The organism is Acidithiobacillus thiooxidans ATCC 19377 (genome assembly GCF_009662475.1).
In the GTDB taxonomy this organism is placed as follows: domain Bacteria; phylum Pseudomonadota; class Gammaproteobacteria; order Acidithiobacillales; family Acidithiobacillaceae; genus Acidithiobacillus; species Acidithiobacillus thiooxidans.
Map to the genome: position 1 here is coordinate 606,211 of NZ_CP045571.1, position 13,632 is coordinate 619,842.

The 13,632-nt window shown below is 55.4% G+C and carries 12 protein-coding genes and 2 pseudogenes; 4 read left to right on the forward strand and 10 right to left on the reverse strand.

Annotation, left to right across the window (positions count from 1 at the left end; translation table 11 throughout):
* Positions 1–167: 167 nt before the first annotated feature.
* From GCD22_RS03235 to GCD22_RS18335, 8 genes and pseudogenes are all read right to left on the reverse strand, one after another.
* Positions 168–725: a hypothetical protein gene (locus GCD22_RS03235; RefSeq protein ID WP_153940405.1), complete on the reverse strand. Its 558-nt coding sequence runs from the start codon at positions 723–725 to the stop codon at positions 168–170.
* Between the two features lie 61 nt (positions 726–786).
* Complete coding sequence (locus GCD22_RS03240) at positions 787–1,665, reverse strand: DUF6671 family protein (protein ID WP_153940406.1); 879 nt, start codon at positions 1,663–1,665, stop codon at positions 787–789.
* Positions 1,635–2,048 (reverse strand): hypothetical protein, encoded by a 414-nt coding sequence (locus GCD22_RS03245; protein ID WP_153940407.1) that lies wholly within the window; start codon positions 2,046–2,048, stop codon positions 1,635–1,637. The genes GCD22_RS03240 and GCD22_RS03245 overlap by 31 nt, the downstream gene beginning before the upstream one ends.
* Positions 2,049–2,095: 47 nt before the next feature.
* Positions 2,096–2,386 (reverse strand): hypothetical protein, encoded by a 291-nt coding sequence (locus tag GCD22_RS03250; protein WP_244947566.1) that lies wholly within the window; start codon positions 2,384–2,386, stop codon positions 2,096–2,098.
* Between the two features lie 85 nt (positions 2,387–2,471).
* Positions 2,472–4,883 (reverse strand): YbcC family protein, encoded by a 2,412-nt coding sequence (locus GCD22_RS03255; protein ID WP_153940408.1) that lies wholly within the window; start codon positions 4,881–4,883, stop codon positions 2,472–2,474.
* Positions 4,880–6,574, reverse strand: a complete 1,695-nt coding sequence (locus GCD22_RS03260; protein ID WP_153940409.1) for a proton-conducting transporter transmembrane domain-containing protein — start codon at positions 6,572–6,574, stop codon at positions 4,880–4,882. Before GCD22_RS03260 ends, GCD22_RS03255 begins: the two co-directional genes overlap by 4 nt.
* 160 nt (positions 6,575–6,734) lie before the next feature.
* Entirely contained in the window at positions 6,735–7,706 is a 972-nt protein-coding gene (locus GCD22_RS03265) for a LysR family transcriptional regulator (RefSeq protein WP_153940410.1), read from the reverse strand.
* 178 nt (positions 7,707–7,884) lie between these two features.
* Positions 7,885–8,256 (reverse strand): annotated as a pseudogene (locus tag GCD22_RS18335) (transposase); the annotation flags it as partial.
* 243 nt (positions 8,257–8,499) lie between these two features.
* Here GCD22_RS18335 and pyrC point away from each other — a divergent pair.
* Complete coding sequence (pyrC, locus tag GCD22_RS03275) at positions 8,500–9,549, forward strand: dihydroorotase (RefSeq protein ID WP_153940412.1); 1,050 nt, start codon at positions 8,500–8,502, stop codon at positions 9,547–9,549.
* Positions 9,550–9,830: 281 nt separating this feature from the next.
* Here pyrC and GCD22_RS03280 read toward each other — a convergent pair.
* A pseudogene (locus GCD22_RS03280) lies at positions 9,831–10,094 on the reverse strand (hypothetical protein); the annotation flags it as partial.
* A 212-nt stretch (positions 10,095–10,306) separates the two neighbouring features.
* Between GCD22_RS03280 and GCD22_RS03285 the strand changes: the two are divergent.
* Entirely contained in the window at positions 10,307–10,567 is a 261-nt protein-coding gene (locus GCD22_RS03285; RefSeq protein WP_012537639.1) for a prevent-host-death protein, read from the forward strand.
* The gene (locus GCD22_RS03290; protein ID WP_153940413.1) at positions 10,557–10,982 is read left to right on the forward strand and encodes a PIN domain-containing protein; all 426 of its coding nucleotides are present in this window, start codon (positions 10,557–10,559) and stop codon (positions 10,980–10,982) included. Before GCD22_RS03285 ends, GCD22_RS03290 begins: the two co-directional genes overlap by 11 nt.
* A 668-nt stretch (positions 10,983–11,650) precedes the next feature.
* On the opposite strand, the gene GCD22_RS03295 is transcribed toward GCD22_RS03290, so the two are convergent.
* Positions 11,651–12,700, reverse strand: a complete 1,050-nt coding sequence (locus tag GCD22_RS03295; RefSeq protein ID WP_153940414.1) for an IS5-like element ISCARN8 family transposase — start codon at positions 12,698–12,700, stop codon at positions 11,651–11,653.
* Positions 12,701–13,308: 608 nt separating this feature from the next.
* Here GCD22_RS03295 and GCD22_RS18340 point away from each other — a divergent pair.
* Positions 13,309–13,632, forward strand: a complete 324-nt coding sequence (locus GCD22_RS18340; protein WP_244947567.1) for a hypothetical protein — start codon at positions 13,309–13,311, stop codon at positions 13,630–13,632.

The window sequence follows — 13,632 nt, forward strand, 5'->3', positions numbered from 1 at the left end:
TCATTCTTGAGCCGTCCCCATCTCGGGCCGCAGCACCTCCATCTCGCTCAGGAACTGGATCACGGCGTAATGTTCGTATTTGGATTTCGCCATGTTCAATGGCCGATTCTGCAAAACCTTTGAAACCCGAATGAATACGTGTTTCTATGGGTCTGGTCATTTTTTCGTTAATGGCATAATCGTTCGTTCTGCAAGAACAACCCGCCGGTAACCGGGTCGTAATAGATCGGCCTTGCGATCCGAAGCGGATAATGGATATTCAGTCGCTTGATTTCGGCACGAACCTGTTCCTTGAGCGTGTCGCGGGCGAAGACGGGTGAATAGCGGCCGGCCCTCCCGCTGTCGCCCCGCGCAAGCCCAATCAGCGCATCGAGCATCATATCGTGGGATAGCTTCATGCCAGCCTTTGGCTCCAGGCACGCGGGATCGATCGATGCGACCGCCCATATCCCCCACAAGGCGAAAGTTTCCCGCACCGCTAGCAGAATCGTTTGGTTGGATGGTAACCGCAACTCCATCTCCTGGGGAAGATTGGTGACCGTGTGCTCATCAATCCAGGCCCCCAAGAGCCGCCCGTTGGCGAATGAACCGCCTTGGCGGCTGCGACAGAATGCGAGAAATTCCTCCACCTGGGGGCAGGCGCGGACAAGGTCGTCTGTTGTGCGGACGAAAATGAGCAGATTCGTCATTTGACCATCCCGCGCTTCATTGGCATTCGTTCTCATGGCGCGATCCGCTCCCGTTCGTTTCGGGGCAAAGCCGCGTGATCGTCGCGCTGCTTCGGCTTCACGGGTTGCACCAGTCGCAGCGGCCTACTGGAGCGGCCTTCTCCGGGCGCTCCGCCATCACCTGGTGGCCGCATCTGGCGCAACGGTGGATGTCCGCCCTGGCTTCCCGGGTCGGGGCGCCGCAATCCTCGCAAGGCAGGCCGGGGACGCGCTCCACGATCTGGAAACCGGGCGAGTTGCAGGCCGGGCATGGGGTGCAAAGCTTGCGTGCGAGATCCCGTGTGGCCTGGGCAATGATCTCCATGCGCATGGGGTTCATATGGGCGCGCACGTCGGTTTCCAGGAAGGCACAGCCATTGTCCGCCTCGCCGCAGGCCCGGCGAAAGGCCACGCGCAGTGTTTCCCAGTCGGCAATGCCTTTGCGGATGCGGGGGTCGTCCTCGTGTCGCGGGCGTACTACCAAGCCGTGTTCGGGAAAACCTGTCGCACGGGCGAATGTCTCGGCCTGCTCCCAGTTTGCGGTGAGCAGGTGAGAGAAGTTGGTCTTGCCCGAGGCAACACCGATCACTTCGATGCCCAGCGTATCGTCGATCCAGACAAGCATCTCTACGTTCATAGAAAACATCCCGGTGAACGGGTCCGGCCCGAAGCTGCCTTCGCTGGCAAGTCCCAAAGCCAGGCCCGCCAGTCCCATGCCGATGCGCGCCTTTTTCCGGGCCGCCTCGATTTGGGTGCCGGAGCGGGGAATGTCGCGGGTAAATGTGCCCAGCTGGTCGGTGTCGAAGCCGGTCACCTGCACCACTTGGCAACCGATGGTGGCAGCCAGTAAAGGAGTGACGACTTTCTCCTTGCCGTGCTGCGTGAGTAGGGCCACAGTTGAGCCCCTGTAGATAGCGTTTCCTGAACTCATAAATTTCGTGTGCTCGAACTTATGCATCGGTTGGCCCTCAGCGGAAATCGAAGATCCCCCAGCAACGGCTTGTGGCGCGTGTAGCGGGAGACCACGAATCCGACGAAAGAAACCAGAGCGAGCATCACCAGCGTCACTGTATTGATATAGATGCTCAGGGCCAACGCCCCCATGTCCCGGGGCAAGACAAAGAAGAATGGGGTTACCGTTAGGGCTTTCCCGCCGACCGCGTACAGCAGTGCGGCAAGGGCCGCACCGATAAAGGACAACCCTGCGGCACCGTTACTCAGGCGTGCCATCAGCCGGATATGTTCGCCGGGCAGAACACTCCCGAAAAGCCCCGTCACCCAAAGTAACAACGGCGCCCCAGAAATGAGGATAAGAATAATGAAATTCAGGTTTGATGGCATGACAATCTTCCAAGAGGGTACTCATAACGGGGCTGCCATGTCAGCCCCTAGTCATTTTGTCTGTCTCGTAGGTACCAGTGGGGTCCGACATGACCGGCGCGGATCCATTCCAAATAACGGCGCGCTTCATCAATGCTGAGATAAGACGGCTCTTGGCTGTGGTGATAACGCACACAGACATAACGCCCGGCCGCTCGGGCGTAGGCACCGTTGAATCCATTGTGGAGCAGCCCCACCTTTGACACTCTGGCATCAATGGCCCGTGCAAGCTCGAAAACCACGATCTTCGAACTTTTCTGCTGGATGTCTGACATTTTCTTTTCTTTAATTTTATCCATGCTGTGTCCTCTCCATATCCGAAAAAACAGCTGAAACCTGCTGCTGGCTATCAGGACTTGGGGTATGACCCCAAGTCCAGACAACCTATATCGCCCCCCATTGGCCCTGCGCACGTCGCTCGAAGAGACTGCCGTCGGGAGCAATTTGGACGACGGTGAGCCAGCGATTATTCACCAGCTGACCAAGAACATTGTTATCGGCAATGATGCGGTCCATGACCTCCGTTGGGGCCTCAATGAAGGCCGACAAACGCAAGGGTTCATGCTGCAATCCGCCACCGCTATCCCGCAGAGATTGCTCTGAAAGCCCAATACGCAGGTCGCCTCCATTCCCCTCCAGGACACCAATGGTACCGCCCACCACGTTGTGCAGGACCTTGTTGCCACATCCTTGCCGCTGGTTGTCGACGATGGAGCCGTAGTACTGCATATTGATCCAGTTGGCGACGATGAGCGGCGCGGTCATGATCAGTGTCAGGACGGCGAATTCCGGGTCCTTAGAGGCGTCGTAGTCGTGGAGGAAGGCCCGACCCGCCAGATTCATTTCCCGGGTGCGCCAGCGGGGTGCCGCGATGAAACCCGCATTGCCTGCCAGGGCCCATTCCGGACGCACCTGGGACCAATCCCGGCCACGAAAGGCCATGTTTCTGGCCACTGCCTTCTGATCCCGCATGTCTGGCTCCAGACGCAAGATTCTTTCGAGTCGGGTAAGATTGGCCGCTTTCTCCAGGGCCTCGCGCAATTCTGTAAGCAGTCCTACATCCAAACGGGGATCGTCCATCCCGCCCAGAATATCGACCCGATCCGTGGTGGTGTCGTGGAGAGCCGGCAAAAAGCAGGCTTTTGGATCCAGATCCCAACCTTTTTCCACGAGGGACTTTCGTACCTGCGGATCATTCAGGAGGTTGGCTGCCGCCTTGGCATTCACTTCTCCCGTTTGCCCGGCACAGGCGCCACAATCCAGTCCCGCCCGGTGCGGGTTATTGGTGGTGGAACTTCCGTGCCCCACAAGCAGGACGATGGGGGCTACTCCCTGAGTCAAACCCAGACCACCCAAGATGAACTCGGCCATAGCCACTCGCTCCTGTAGGCTGAGAGATGGTGGCAACACACACTCCAAAGTGGCCCGCTCCGTTTCGGAAAGACCGGCTTCGTCCGGCGGTATGGAAGGACGGTGCCATCCTAAGGTATCTGCCAGTAGACGCCCCACATAGGAGAGTCCCGCCGTCTCCACAAAAGAAAAACAGGAAGACGCCGAGAGCTTGAACTGCTTCCATGCGGCCCCGCGTCGCAAACGGCGGAACCGCGCCTGAATAATGGCTTCAGGGCCATTTTCCTCCACATGGACGCTGGGATTGAGCAACACCGGAGATTGCGTCCTCGCTGTGTGATCTCCTTGCCGACGGTAATCAAGGAGTACCCCAAAAAATCCTGCGAAGCCAATGGATTCAAGATTGGGCATAACCCCTTCCAGGTGCCGGCGGAAGACCTCTGAGCGGACGTCGATACAGAAGGCGGCCTGCACTTGAGGCTTTGATGTGCCTTTTTTTCTGGCCGGCTGGCGTCGGATCCGGGTCGCCACTTGGCGACGATAGGCTATTTCAGAAGCGCGCAGGAGTACCTCACCACGCTGAGCGTCTTCCAAATCCTTGCCTTTGTTATCGAGAATCCAGCCCTCGATTTGCCGTCGCCAACGCTCCAGGACGTTTGGCAGGACCGTTTGCCGCAGGAGGGCTTCCCAGACCATACGGATCGCCAAAAGATCGGCCAGATCCCCATGGGTGCCGCCCTGCAGTTCCGCTTGCCAAAGCAGATAACGACACCAGCTGGCCCAACCTCCGATAGACTTGAGCAGTACCAGCAAGTACGCCTCCTCAGCGAAACTGGGAATGCTCAGGGTTTGCAGGGCCCAGAGCCGGGCCTCAGTGCCATCAGCAGATACGGCCAAAAGCTGCGTACGAATGCTTTTGAGGCCCATGGGTCCCAGACTGCGGTCCGTGAGCGTATATTGGCGCCAGGCACCGAACAGACCCATCTTGGGGTCCTTGGGAAAGGACCAAAGCGACTGTCCCCGATCGTAATATGCCGCCAGGAAGTGACTGATCTGCTCCACCACATACTGAGAGATGGAAGCATGCCCTTGCCGATCCATCAATTCGGGCAAGCGTGGCAAGCGCATAGGCAGATCAGACGCCTCACGGAGATACGCTCTCCAGCCCTCCTCGTCAGCAGCCAGACCCAGGTCTTCGGCCGCCCGGAGGACATCGGTCATGTCGAGCTTGCCCGTTTGAAGCAGGTCCGCGTACCAGCGCCGATCCATGAGGACCCGCTCGCCGACGGTCCCCTGGAGCTGTGCGGCTACCTGGGAGAAAGGTTGATCGGCGAAACCCCAGTAGGGGTTGACGGCCACGAAGCTATCCAGGGGCCATACCGGAGCAATACGGCGAATCACCCGATCGAAAAGCTGCTCGGGGTTTTCAGTGGTAGTTGCAGTCATTGAGCACCTCCAGATTTTCCAAGAACATCCTGATTGCGGGCAATGGTTTGAAGAGATTCCACGGCAAGATTCTTGCGTGGTAATTGCACACCGACGCGTTCTGACCAAAATCGGTGGGAGAACTGCTCTACCCAATAATCGGTATACAGGCCGTTGTAGAGATGGGTAAACATCGCCAGCTGGACTTTTCTGGGCAACAGGACACGTCCTGGCCCCTGTAACCAACTCAGGAGCAAAAAGCCAAGCGCTGTTAGCCCAACGAGTGCCAGGTAGAGACCGGATACCGTCAGCATGGAACGTGTCAAATCGGGCGTGAACCCTAAAACGAACAACGTGTGTAAAATCAGATAGACAAATCCCATACTCGTGGCAATCAACAGCGCGGTGATCCGATCCACCAGGGCATCGAACTGAAAGCCTTTGAGCAGGATCTGCGATATCGCTATCGCCACGATAAGTATCAGTACGATCCATGCCGGGTTTTTGAGAGGATTCTCCCCGAAAAGCCAAGCGCCTCCTCCAGCAATAAATACTCCAAGAACGGTGGCAGCCATCCACGATCCCATACTGGGAATCTTCTTTCCTCCTGGCGGTACCTGTCGCAATTGATCGGTAACGCTGCCCGAGGACAGAAAGGCATGTGCCTTATAGAGGGAGTGACCGATCAGGTGCAATAACGCAAGAGGGAAGAGCCCCAACCCCAACTCCAGCGACATGAATCCCAGCTGGGCCGTGGTAGACCATGCCAACATGGATTTGATGGACGTCTGGGTGGTCATCACCAGAGAAGCAATAATGACCGTCGCCAATCCAGCTGCTCCCAAGAAAATCAACGCATCAGGAACCCGGACCAAAAGCGAACTGGTACGCAGAGCGACAATGGCGCCGCTGTACACAACACCGGCGTGCATCAGCGCCGAGACCGGGGTGGGCGCCTCCATGACCTGAATCAGCCAGCCCTGGAATGGAAAGTGGGCGCTCTTCAAAATCACTGCTGCAACGATCAACCAGGCCGCCATCTGCAACGACACCGGTATGCTTCCCGCCTGCCCGGCAAAGTGGCGAATGGCGCTGAACTGAATGCTGCCAAGCTGTTGCCCGATCAGCACGGTGGCCGACACCAGACAAAGATCTGCTGTTCGGGTGAAGAGAGATTTTTTATGGGCCGCCATGATGGCTTTGGGACGATCGCTGTAGAACTTGAGAAGCCTATTCAGGCTGAAACCCATGACGACGATTCCAAAGGCAAACAGACCGATATTCCCGGAAACCATCGCCACCAGGAAAAAGCCTCCCGTGAAAGCCAGCAAGCGAAAAAAAAGTGCTTGCTGCGGGTCACCATCCAGGTACCCCACGCTGTATTGAGCGATCATGACGATGACGAAGGACACCAACGTGGCCAAGACCAGGGTCAAGCCGTTGACGGCAATCGACAGGGGGAAATCGAAATGCAAACCTGGCAGTGGCAAACTTGCCACATCCAGATCGCTTCGTGCGCCCAGAAAAAAACAAAGGTCGCTGGCCAGTGCCGCGAGCAACGCCGCCACCGCCGCCCAGCGAACGCGATAGCGGGTCGACAGGGCCGATTGCCGCGTTGCCCGCACACCGGGTAAAGACGCGACGATGAGTCCCAAAGGCATCAACGCCAGGAACGCACCCGCAAGCCAAGGTATGGAAAGTACGTGAGTCATAGTTGCCTCCGTGGTTCAGTTGACTGGCGGAGACAATAATGGGATACGGATATTTATTCTAATTTAATATATAAATCATTGTGATTTATATTTATAAATGCGTTATTCTTAACCAAAACCATGGGCCAGCCTCCCCCTCGCTTGTTTGCGAGCAGGTGATTTAGAGATATCGGGCCAGGTCAGGCCACAACTGCACGAGGCGGTCGGTGATGAACTGCTCTTGGGAAACGGAAAAGTCCAAGAATTTTTGTGCTGTGAGCGACAACAGCCTGCCCCGGGGGTAGACCAGAAACCATTTCCGGAGGATGGGAAAGCCCTCGACTTCCAGCACTTCAATGGGTCCGCTAGTTCCTTCCAGGGCCAGGGAATGAATGGAGAGAATGGATACCCCCAAACCACTGGCCACAGCGTGCTTGATAGCCTCGTTGCTACTCAGTTCCATAACGATGTTGGGTCGCAAGCCCTTTTCACCAAACAACCGTAAGTAGGCATTGCGGGTGCCAGACCCCGGTTCCCGAATGAGGAAGGGGGCCTGAGCGATGGCGTCTAATGGCACGGGCTTCGCAAGCCTGGCAAGATGATGGGCTCGGGGCACCATGACCGTGAGCGGGTTCAAGGCAAAGGGGATGGCCTCCACATCGACCTCATCCGTGGGCACTTGACCCATCACATAGAGGTCATCCTCGCCATTCTGAATGCGTTGAATGATTTCATCTCGATTACTGACTTTCATGCTGAATTCAATGCCCGGGAATTGTGCACCAAAGGCAGCCAGCAACTCCGGAGCAATATACTTGGCTGTAGTCACCACACCCAGACGCAACTTGCCCCGCCGGATTCCCTTGCGGTCAGCGATTTGCGTCTCCAGGTTCTCAAAGGTGCGGAACAGGTCGCGACAGGCAGCGTATAGATCCTGCCCAGCATCAGTCGGTCGAATCTCTTTGCCAACTTGCTCGAACAAAGGGATACCAACGGCCTCTCCTAACTTTTTCATTTGCAGAGAGATAGTGGGCTGAGCCAGAAAAAGTTCTTCTGCGGCCCTGGTAAAACTCCTCGTGTGAACAACTGCAGAAAATATCTGTAATTGCCGGAAAGTAACATGGCGCAAGAGTGAATGAGTCGATCTGGACATACTCTTTTTTTAATTATTACTCATGAAAAATAATGGGTACTCCATGGTCAGCCATTAAGGAAGCCCTGATCTGAACGGAAAAGCTCCTTTTTCGGAACACGAAAATTCCACTCAATGATGGGTTTCCCACCGAAATTCGCGCTATCTGAGGGCCATCGGCAGATTTTGGGCGCAGTGCGCTTCTGGCGGCTAGCAAATGCCGCATCAGCAGGTAAAGATTGGCTAGGGCGAAGGGCGTGGTCAGCTGAGCACCGTTCTTGTCCAGCCCCTGGTAGCGGGTCTTGGGGTAGCCGAACGGACACTTCAGCACCCGTAAGGCATGCTCTCCCAAGGCACGGATATGGGCTACGCCCCGGCTGCAGCGCTTCATCACCGCCAGCCCTTTCTTTTGCCCCATATATCGACGCAAGGCCACGGCATCCTGGGTTCCCTAGGCGGCCAAATGCTCGTAGACCGGGGGATAATCATAGCCCCGGTCCACGAGGACTACCGATTCTTCTCCGGCCAGCAACCGGCCCAAGACTTGATGGACCAGTATTTTCTCCGCCGTGCAGCCACCGCATGGTCCGCTTCCAGGGAAAGGAAAGATCCTCTTCTTCCGCAAGAGTCATCTGCCCGGACATACTATCTCCCCTGTGCATCGTTGATGCTTACCAGTATACCACAACACCAGGTGACAAATTCCTGAATTTTGAATCAGTCCAGTACGGCGTGCAGATCGGATTCGTAATTGAACAGCGAAGCGCCTGCACCTTATTATCCAGCTCAAGCGCCATCTGCTGAGGGAAGCACTGTGCAAGAACTAACCCTGACCCGCCCCGATGACTGGCATCTCCACCTCCGGGATACAGACCTGATGGCGTCGGTACTGCCAGACAGTGCTCGCCGCTTTGCTCGCGCCATTGTTATGCCCAATCTGCGACCGCCGGTAACGACGGTGGATCTGGCAGCCGCCTATCGGGACCAGATTAAGCGCGCACAAAAAACCAAACACGCCTTTGAACCGCTCATGACCCTTTATTTAACCGACAACACCCCGGTCAGCGAAATAGAAAAAGCCAAAAAAAGCGGCTTCGTACATGCCCTCAAATATTATCCGGCAGGAGCCACCACCCACTCAGAAAACGGTGTCACAGACCTGAAGCGCGCGTACAAGGTACTGGAAGCCATGGAAAAACTGGAAATTCCGCTGCTCTTGCATGGTGAAGTCACTGACCCCACAGTGGATGTGTTTGACCGCGAAGCCGTCTTCATCGAAAGGCATCTCGACCCGCTGATTCGAGCTTTACCAGGCCTGCGCATGGTGCTTGAACATATTACCACTGCCACTGCCACTGCCACCCAGTTTGTTGCCGATGCAGGGAGTCAAATTGCGGCCACCATCACCGCCCATCACCTGCTGCTCAATCGCAACGCCCTCTTTGTAGGCGGAATCCGTCCTCATCATTACTGCCTGCCGGTACTCAAACGGGAAATCCATCGTCAGGCATTACTTGCCGCCGCCACCAGCAGCAATCCCAAATATTTTCTTGGCACGGACAGCGCCCCTCACCCCCGCCATGCCAAGGAATCCGCCTGCGGCTGTGCCGGCATTTACAGTGCCCATGCCGCTATTGAACTGTATGCAGAAGCGTTTGAAAGCGCAGGCGCTTTGGATCGCCTCGAACCCTTCGCCAGTTTTCATGGTCCAGACTTTTACCGCCTGCCCCGCAACACGGATAGCATCACCCTTGAAAAACAAAGCTGGACCGTGCCAGAAACCTTAGACTGCGGCACCGACACCTTAGTACCTCTGCGCGCCGGGCAAGCCATAGCCTGGCGCATGAAAGCCGAAGCGTCATAACCTATGCAATCGCGCTTCATCCAGCAAGGGGCGCTCTGATGGCAAAAATCTGGCAAAACTGAATGGTATAGCTTTCTCGTGAACCCTCTATCTTGCGTTCGCTGAAGTGCGTCGCCGCGACGCACTTCCTCCCACGCTGCGAGCCTGGAGAGTGCAACGAAGGGACCACTCAAGGCCCGGCGGTAGCCCTGGTCATGGTCAGCCCTCCAAAAAGCCAGCGCGATCTTTCGACGTGAAGAGAGAGCACATTCATCCCTGCGATCGCCGTTCTACGCAACGAAAATACCAGAACCGCATAGCCTGTTGCGTATTCCGGGGCATCGTGGGCATCCATTCCGTTTGATCGTGGGCAGTGATTCTACAGGGCCCAGGGCAGTCATGATCTCTCGCTCCGGCAGGTGGCCGTTACGAACGACCGCCTGACGACCATTGACCATCCGTACAGCAGAAAACTCTTCCAGCAATACGGCCACCTCTGTCTCTATGGCCTGTTCGATCAGGGAACGTGCCGCTCGCCGCAGCACGCCCTCTATCCCCAAGCCCAGCTCTTTTTACAGCCATGGTGACGAGTTTCGAGAACATGACGGTCAGTTCGCTGGACGACTGCTTACGCTGCAGAGCGTTCCTTCGCGAGTCAGGCAACCAGAGCCAACGTATTCCGCTGGGATGGGGTGCGAAAGATTTAATGTGCCTCAGCTTGATAGGTCTCGACTTGTGTATTATATTGTGTACACATCGCGGCAGAAAGGAGGCGATCATGAGCCTGCGTGTAGGAGTGCGAGAATTACGCGACAAATTGGCCGAATATCTCGAAGCCTCAATGCCCATTGAGGTGACACGACATGGGCAGACCATCGGCTTTTACATCCCGGTTCCTAAAAAACCCAGCCAATCAGAAAGAGATGCTTTGCTCGAAGCAGGACGGCGAATGCGTGAAGAAATGGAACACATGGGTATCACAGAGGACGAACTGGTAGCGGGGTTCAAGGAATGGCGCAAAAAAGCTCATGCCGCGTAGGCGGTTGGTTGTAGACGCCAACATCCTGATTCGTGCTGTCTTGGGGCTGCGAGTACGATTACTCATCGCCGATGCATGTGACAGGGTCAGTTTCTATGTGGCCGAAGAAAATTATGACGAAGCCAAGCACTACTTAGCAGAATTGGCTCCCGCCCGGGGGATATCCGAAGTGGTGTGGCGGGACGCGTTAGATACGCTTATGACGGCCATACAGTTGATTGGCCAGGAAACATTGTCGCCTGTAGAAATTGCCGCAAAAGCCAGAATTGCCCGGAGAGACGAACGGGATTGGCCGGCGGTAGCGGCGTCCCTGCTGCTGGATTGTCCGATCTGGACGGAGGATCGAGATTTCTTTGGTGCCGGTGTGGCAACCTGGACGACAGAAACCATATCTATATATCTTGATAGCTGCTGAAGGCTGCTCTGCCTCCATTAGGTTCTGATCGGCGGTACCAGACATTGGGTTACGCTAAAGTTTAGCTATCGGGAGGATTGGCTAGGCCCGAATTCTGGAGTGTCTGTGAAAGACTGATTACGGTCATTCAGCAGCGGAAAAAGCCGAGATTTTTTTGCGCCTCTTTTGGCCGCGATGTTATCAGGCCAGCGGCAAATCGCCCGCACCTGTAAACTCTCCAAGGGTGCCGTTGGCAAGTATCTGCAACGGGCGGCAGATGCGAAGATCACCTGGCCCTTGTCGGCGGGGGTGTTCCCGGCGGATTTGGAACGTTTGCTGTGCCCACTCAGGCAAACAGGAAGTAATGGCAGAACAGGTAAGACCGTGGTCTGAACAGCCCGAAGTTACCGAGGCACCCAGAGTGCGTGTAAGCGATAGAGGCGTAGACCAGCGAAGCCCATCAGGGACAGCGATTGTATCTCGCAGCGAAAGTCCGCATGTACGGGAGCAACCTTTTCCTTATCTGATCATCACGAATCGATTGTTTGGCAAACTGGAGACGTCCGGGCACCTCTAAAAACCGGCGCTCAGAACGAAGAATAATCTGAAAAATCAGAATTCAGGTTATTTTCCTGCTGTTTTGATGCCGAATGCTGTTCTTTACGGCTGTTTTTCCATAATTTGCCGCATTACGGGCAAGCCACCGCCCTCATAGGACCTACTTCGAGAAACACCAGTCGCTTGATGTTGTAGGTAACCGCCATCATGGTCAGCGCAAAGTCGGCCCGCGCCTGGCCTATGGTCCGGATACACTTGCCGCCCATCTGCTCCATGGCGCCGAATACATGTTCTACGCGCGCCCGCACTTTGGCGATTTTATGGTTGCGCCGCTGTTGGCATTCGGACAGTGGGTGGTTGCGGCTGCCTTTCCGTTGGATACGACTCCGGTAGCCTTGGGCCTTGAGTTGTTCTTCCCGCTCCTGACTGGGGTAGCCTCTATCCGCATACACTTCCGCACTGGTATTCCAGTCATCCAGTACGACTTCAAAGTGTCGGCTGTCATGGACAGAGGCCGTGTCGGTCACCAGCTTGCGGATCAGTTTGTGTTTGCGATCTACTCCGATAGAGAGCTTGAAGCCATAGGTGCTTTTGCCATGCTTCTTCGTCCAGGTCGCATCCAGATCTTTCTGACGGCGTTTCGCTGGGCTCCAGTCGGCAGGCATAGCGTTTTTTTTGATCTGTTCCTTGTCATCTCTGGAGAAATGTTGCTTGGGTGCCGGTACCAGCGTGGCATCAATGATCTGGCCCCCCCGGGCCACATAGCCGTGCTGCAGGATTTGCTGCTCGACTGCCGCGAACAGCGCTTCGGCACCGGCTACGCCAATACGGTTTTCAAAGTGCCAGATGGTCGTGCGATCCGGAAGACGTGCAGCATCCACCAGACCGCAAAAACGCTGATAGCTATGGCGATCCAGCAGCTGATACTCCATCTGCTCGTCTGAAAGATTGTAAAGGCGCTTTAACACCAATATCCGCACCATGGTTTCCGTGGGATAAGGAGGGCGACCGCCCTGGGGACTGGTCGGACGAGGGGCCACACGATCAACCTCTGCCGCCAGGGCAGGAAAGTCGATGCAGGAAGCGATGCGCAGCAATGGATCACCCAACTGATCCAGTTTCTGCTGGTGGAAATCCGCTGCAAACAGGTCGGTTTTGATTGCGCTCTTTCGTGGTGTCATCCGGAATACCCCATAATATTCAACTGGTTATATTTTATCATATACAGCCGAAATGGGAAGGTTTTTCGAGGCGCCCGTCCATGTACGGTAACTGAGCGGCGTTGTATCTCTGATTTTCCTATGTGGAGAATAGACTTCTGGAAACAGCCAAGGAGCCTATGAACTATGCAATTGGATACACGGAGGAGATACCAGCGGCGTAGCGCGGAAGCGTGATTGCAGCCGATGCCGGTATTACGCTTCTCTGTGCTCAACTGCTGATACTTCCGTCCCATTCCTCACCTCCGATCTCTTTTGACGATCGGTGTTGCGCATTATTATTGAGCGAGTCCGCGTTGATTAGGCTGTAGATTATACATTCTCATGGATCATAATAACTCATATGAAATATTTTTTATGATTTCGTGACCTAATTGTAATAAGCTGTAACAATGTTTCACATTGTTACAATTTGCGGGGTTGACGTAGTTTAATAGCGTGTCTAATGTCAAACAATCGCCCAAATAAAATGGATAACTTATTGGCCATATTATTTATTTGTAATTCAGTTGTTGTGCTGTTCTTTGCGATATCCATCGCATGTCTTTAGCGCTTTAGGAGGAAGTATTATGAAAACCAGAAAAATCGTCGTTTTATCCATAATGTGCAGCGTGATTTCCGGCACGGCTTGGGCACAGACCGCCATGGTCCCGCAGGACCCGGCCAATAATGCGTTAGACCCGCAAAGCCCCTTCGCCACACTTTACCTGCCGCAAAACGCACCCGCGCCAGATGATCAGGTCGGCCCCTCCGAGTGGACCCATGCCTACGGAAATCCTCAGCATAATGCGGGGTTCCGGGTTCCGGCCAGCGCGCCAGCCTGGGTTCGCGAGGGCGTGCGCTGGAATTTCCCGGAGGCGCGTGCCTGGCCGTTGAGGGATTCCCACCCTTGA

Coding starts and splice junctions, on each gene's coding strand:
- GCD22_RS03245 (WP_153940407.1), bottom strand. CDS start 2,048: ATGCCATCAAACCTGAATTTCATTATTCTTATCCTCATTTCTGGGGCG.
- GCD22_RS03235 (WP_153940405.1), bottom strand. CDS start 725: ATGAGAACGAATGCCAATGAAGCGCGGGATGGTCAAATGACGAATCTG.
- GCD22_RS03290 (WP_153940413.1), top strand. CDS start 10,557: ATGCCGCGTAGGCGGTTGGTTGTAGACGCCAACATCCTGATTCGTGCT.
- GCD22_RS03295 (WP_153940414.1), bottom strand. CDS start 12,700: ATGACACCACGAAAGAGCGCAATCAAAACCGACCTGTTTGCAGCGGAT.
- GCD22_RS03265 (WP_153940410.1), bottom strand. CDS start 7,706: ATGTCCAGATCGACTCATTCACTCTTGCGCCATGTTACTTTCCGGCAA.
- GCD22_RS03250 (WP_244947566.1), bottom strand. CDS start 2,386: ATGGATAAAATTAAAGAAAAGAAAATGTCAGACATCCAGCAGAAAAGT.
- GCD22_RS03260 (WP_153940409.1), bottom strand. CDS start 6,574: ATGACTCACGTACTTTCCATACCTTGGCTTGCGGGTGCGTTCCTGGCG.
- GCD22_RS03240 (WP_153940406.1), bottom strand. CDS start 1,665: ATGCATAAGTTCGAGCACACGAAATTTATGAGTTCAGGAAACGCTATC.
- GCD22_RS03285 (WP_012537639.1), top strand. CDS start 10,307: ATGAGCCTGCGTGTAGGAGTGCGAGAATTACGCGACAAATTGGCCGAA.
- GCD22_RS03255 (WP_153940408.1), bottom strand. CDS start 4,883: ATGACTGCAACTACCACTGAAAACCCCGAGCAGCTTTTCGATCGGGTG.
- GCD22_RS18340 (WP_244947567.1), top strand. CDS start 13,309: ATGAAAACCAGAAAAATCGTCGTTTTATCCATAATGTGCAGCGTGATT.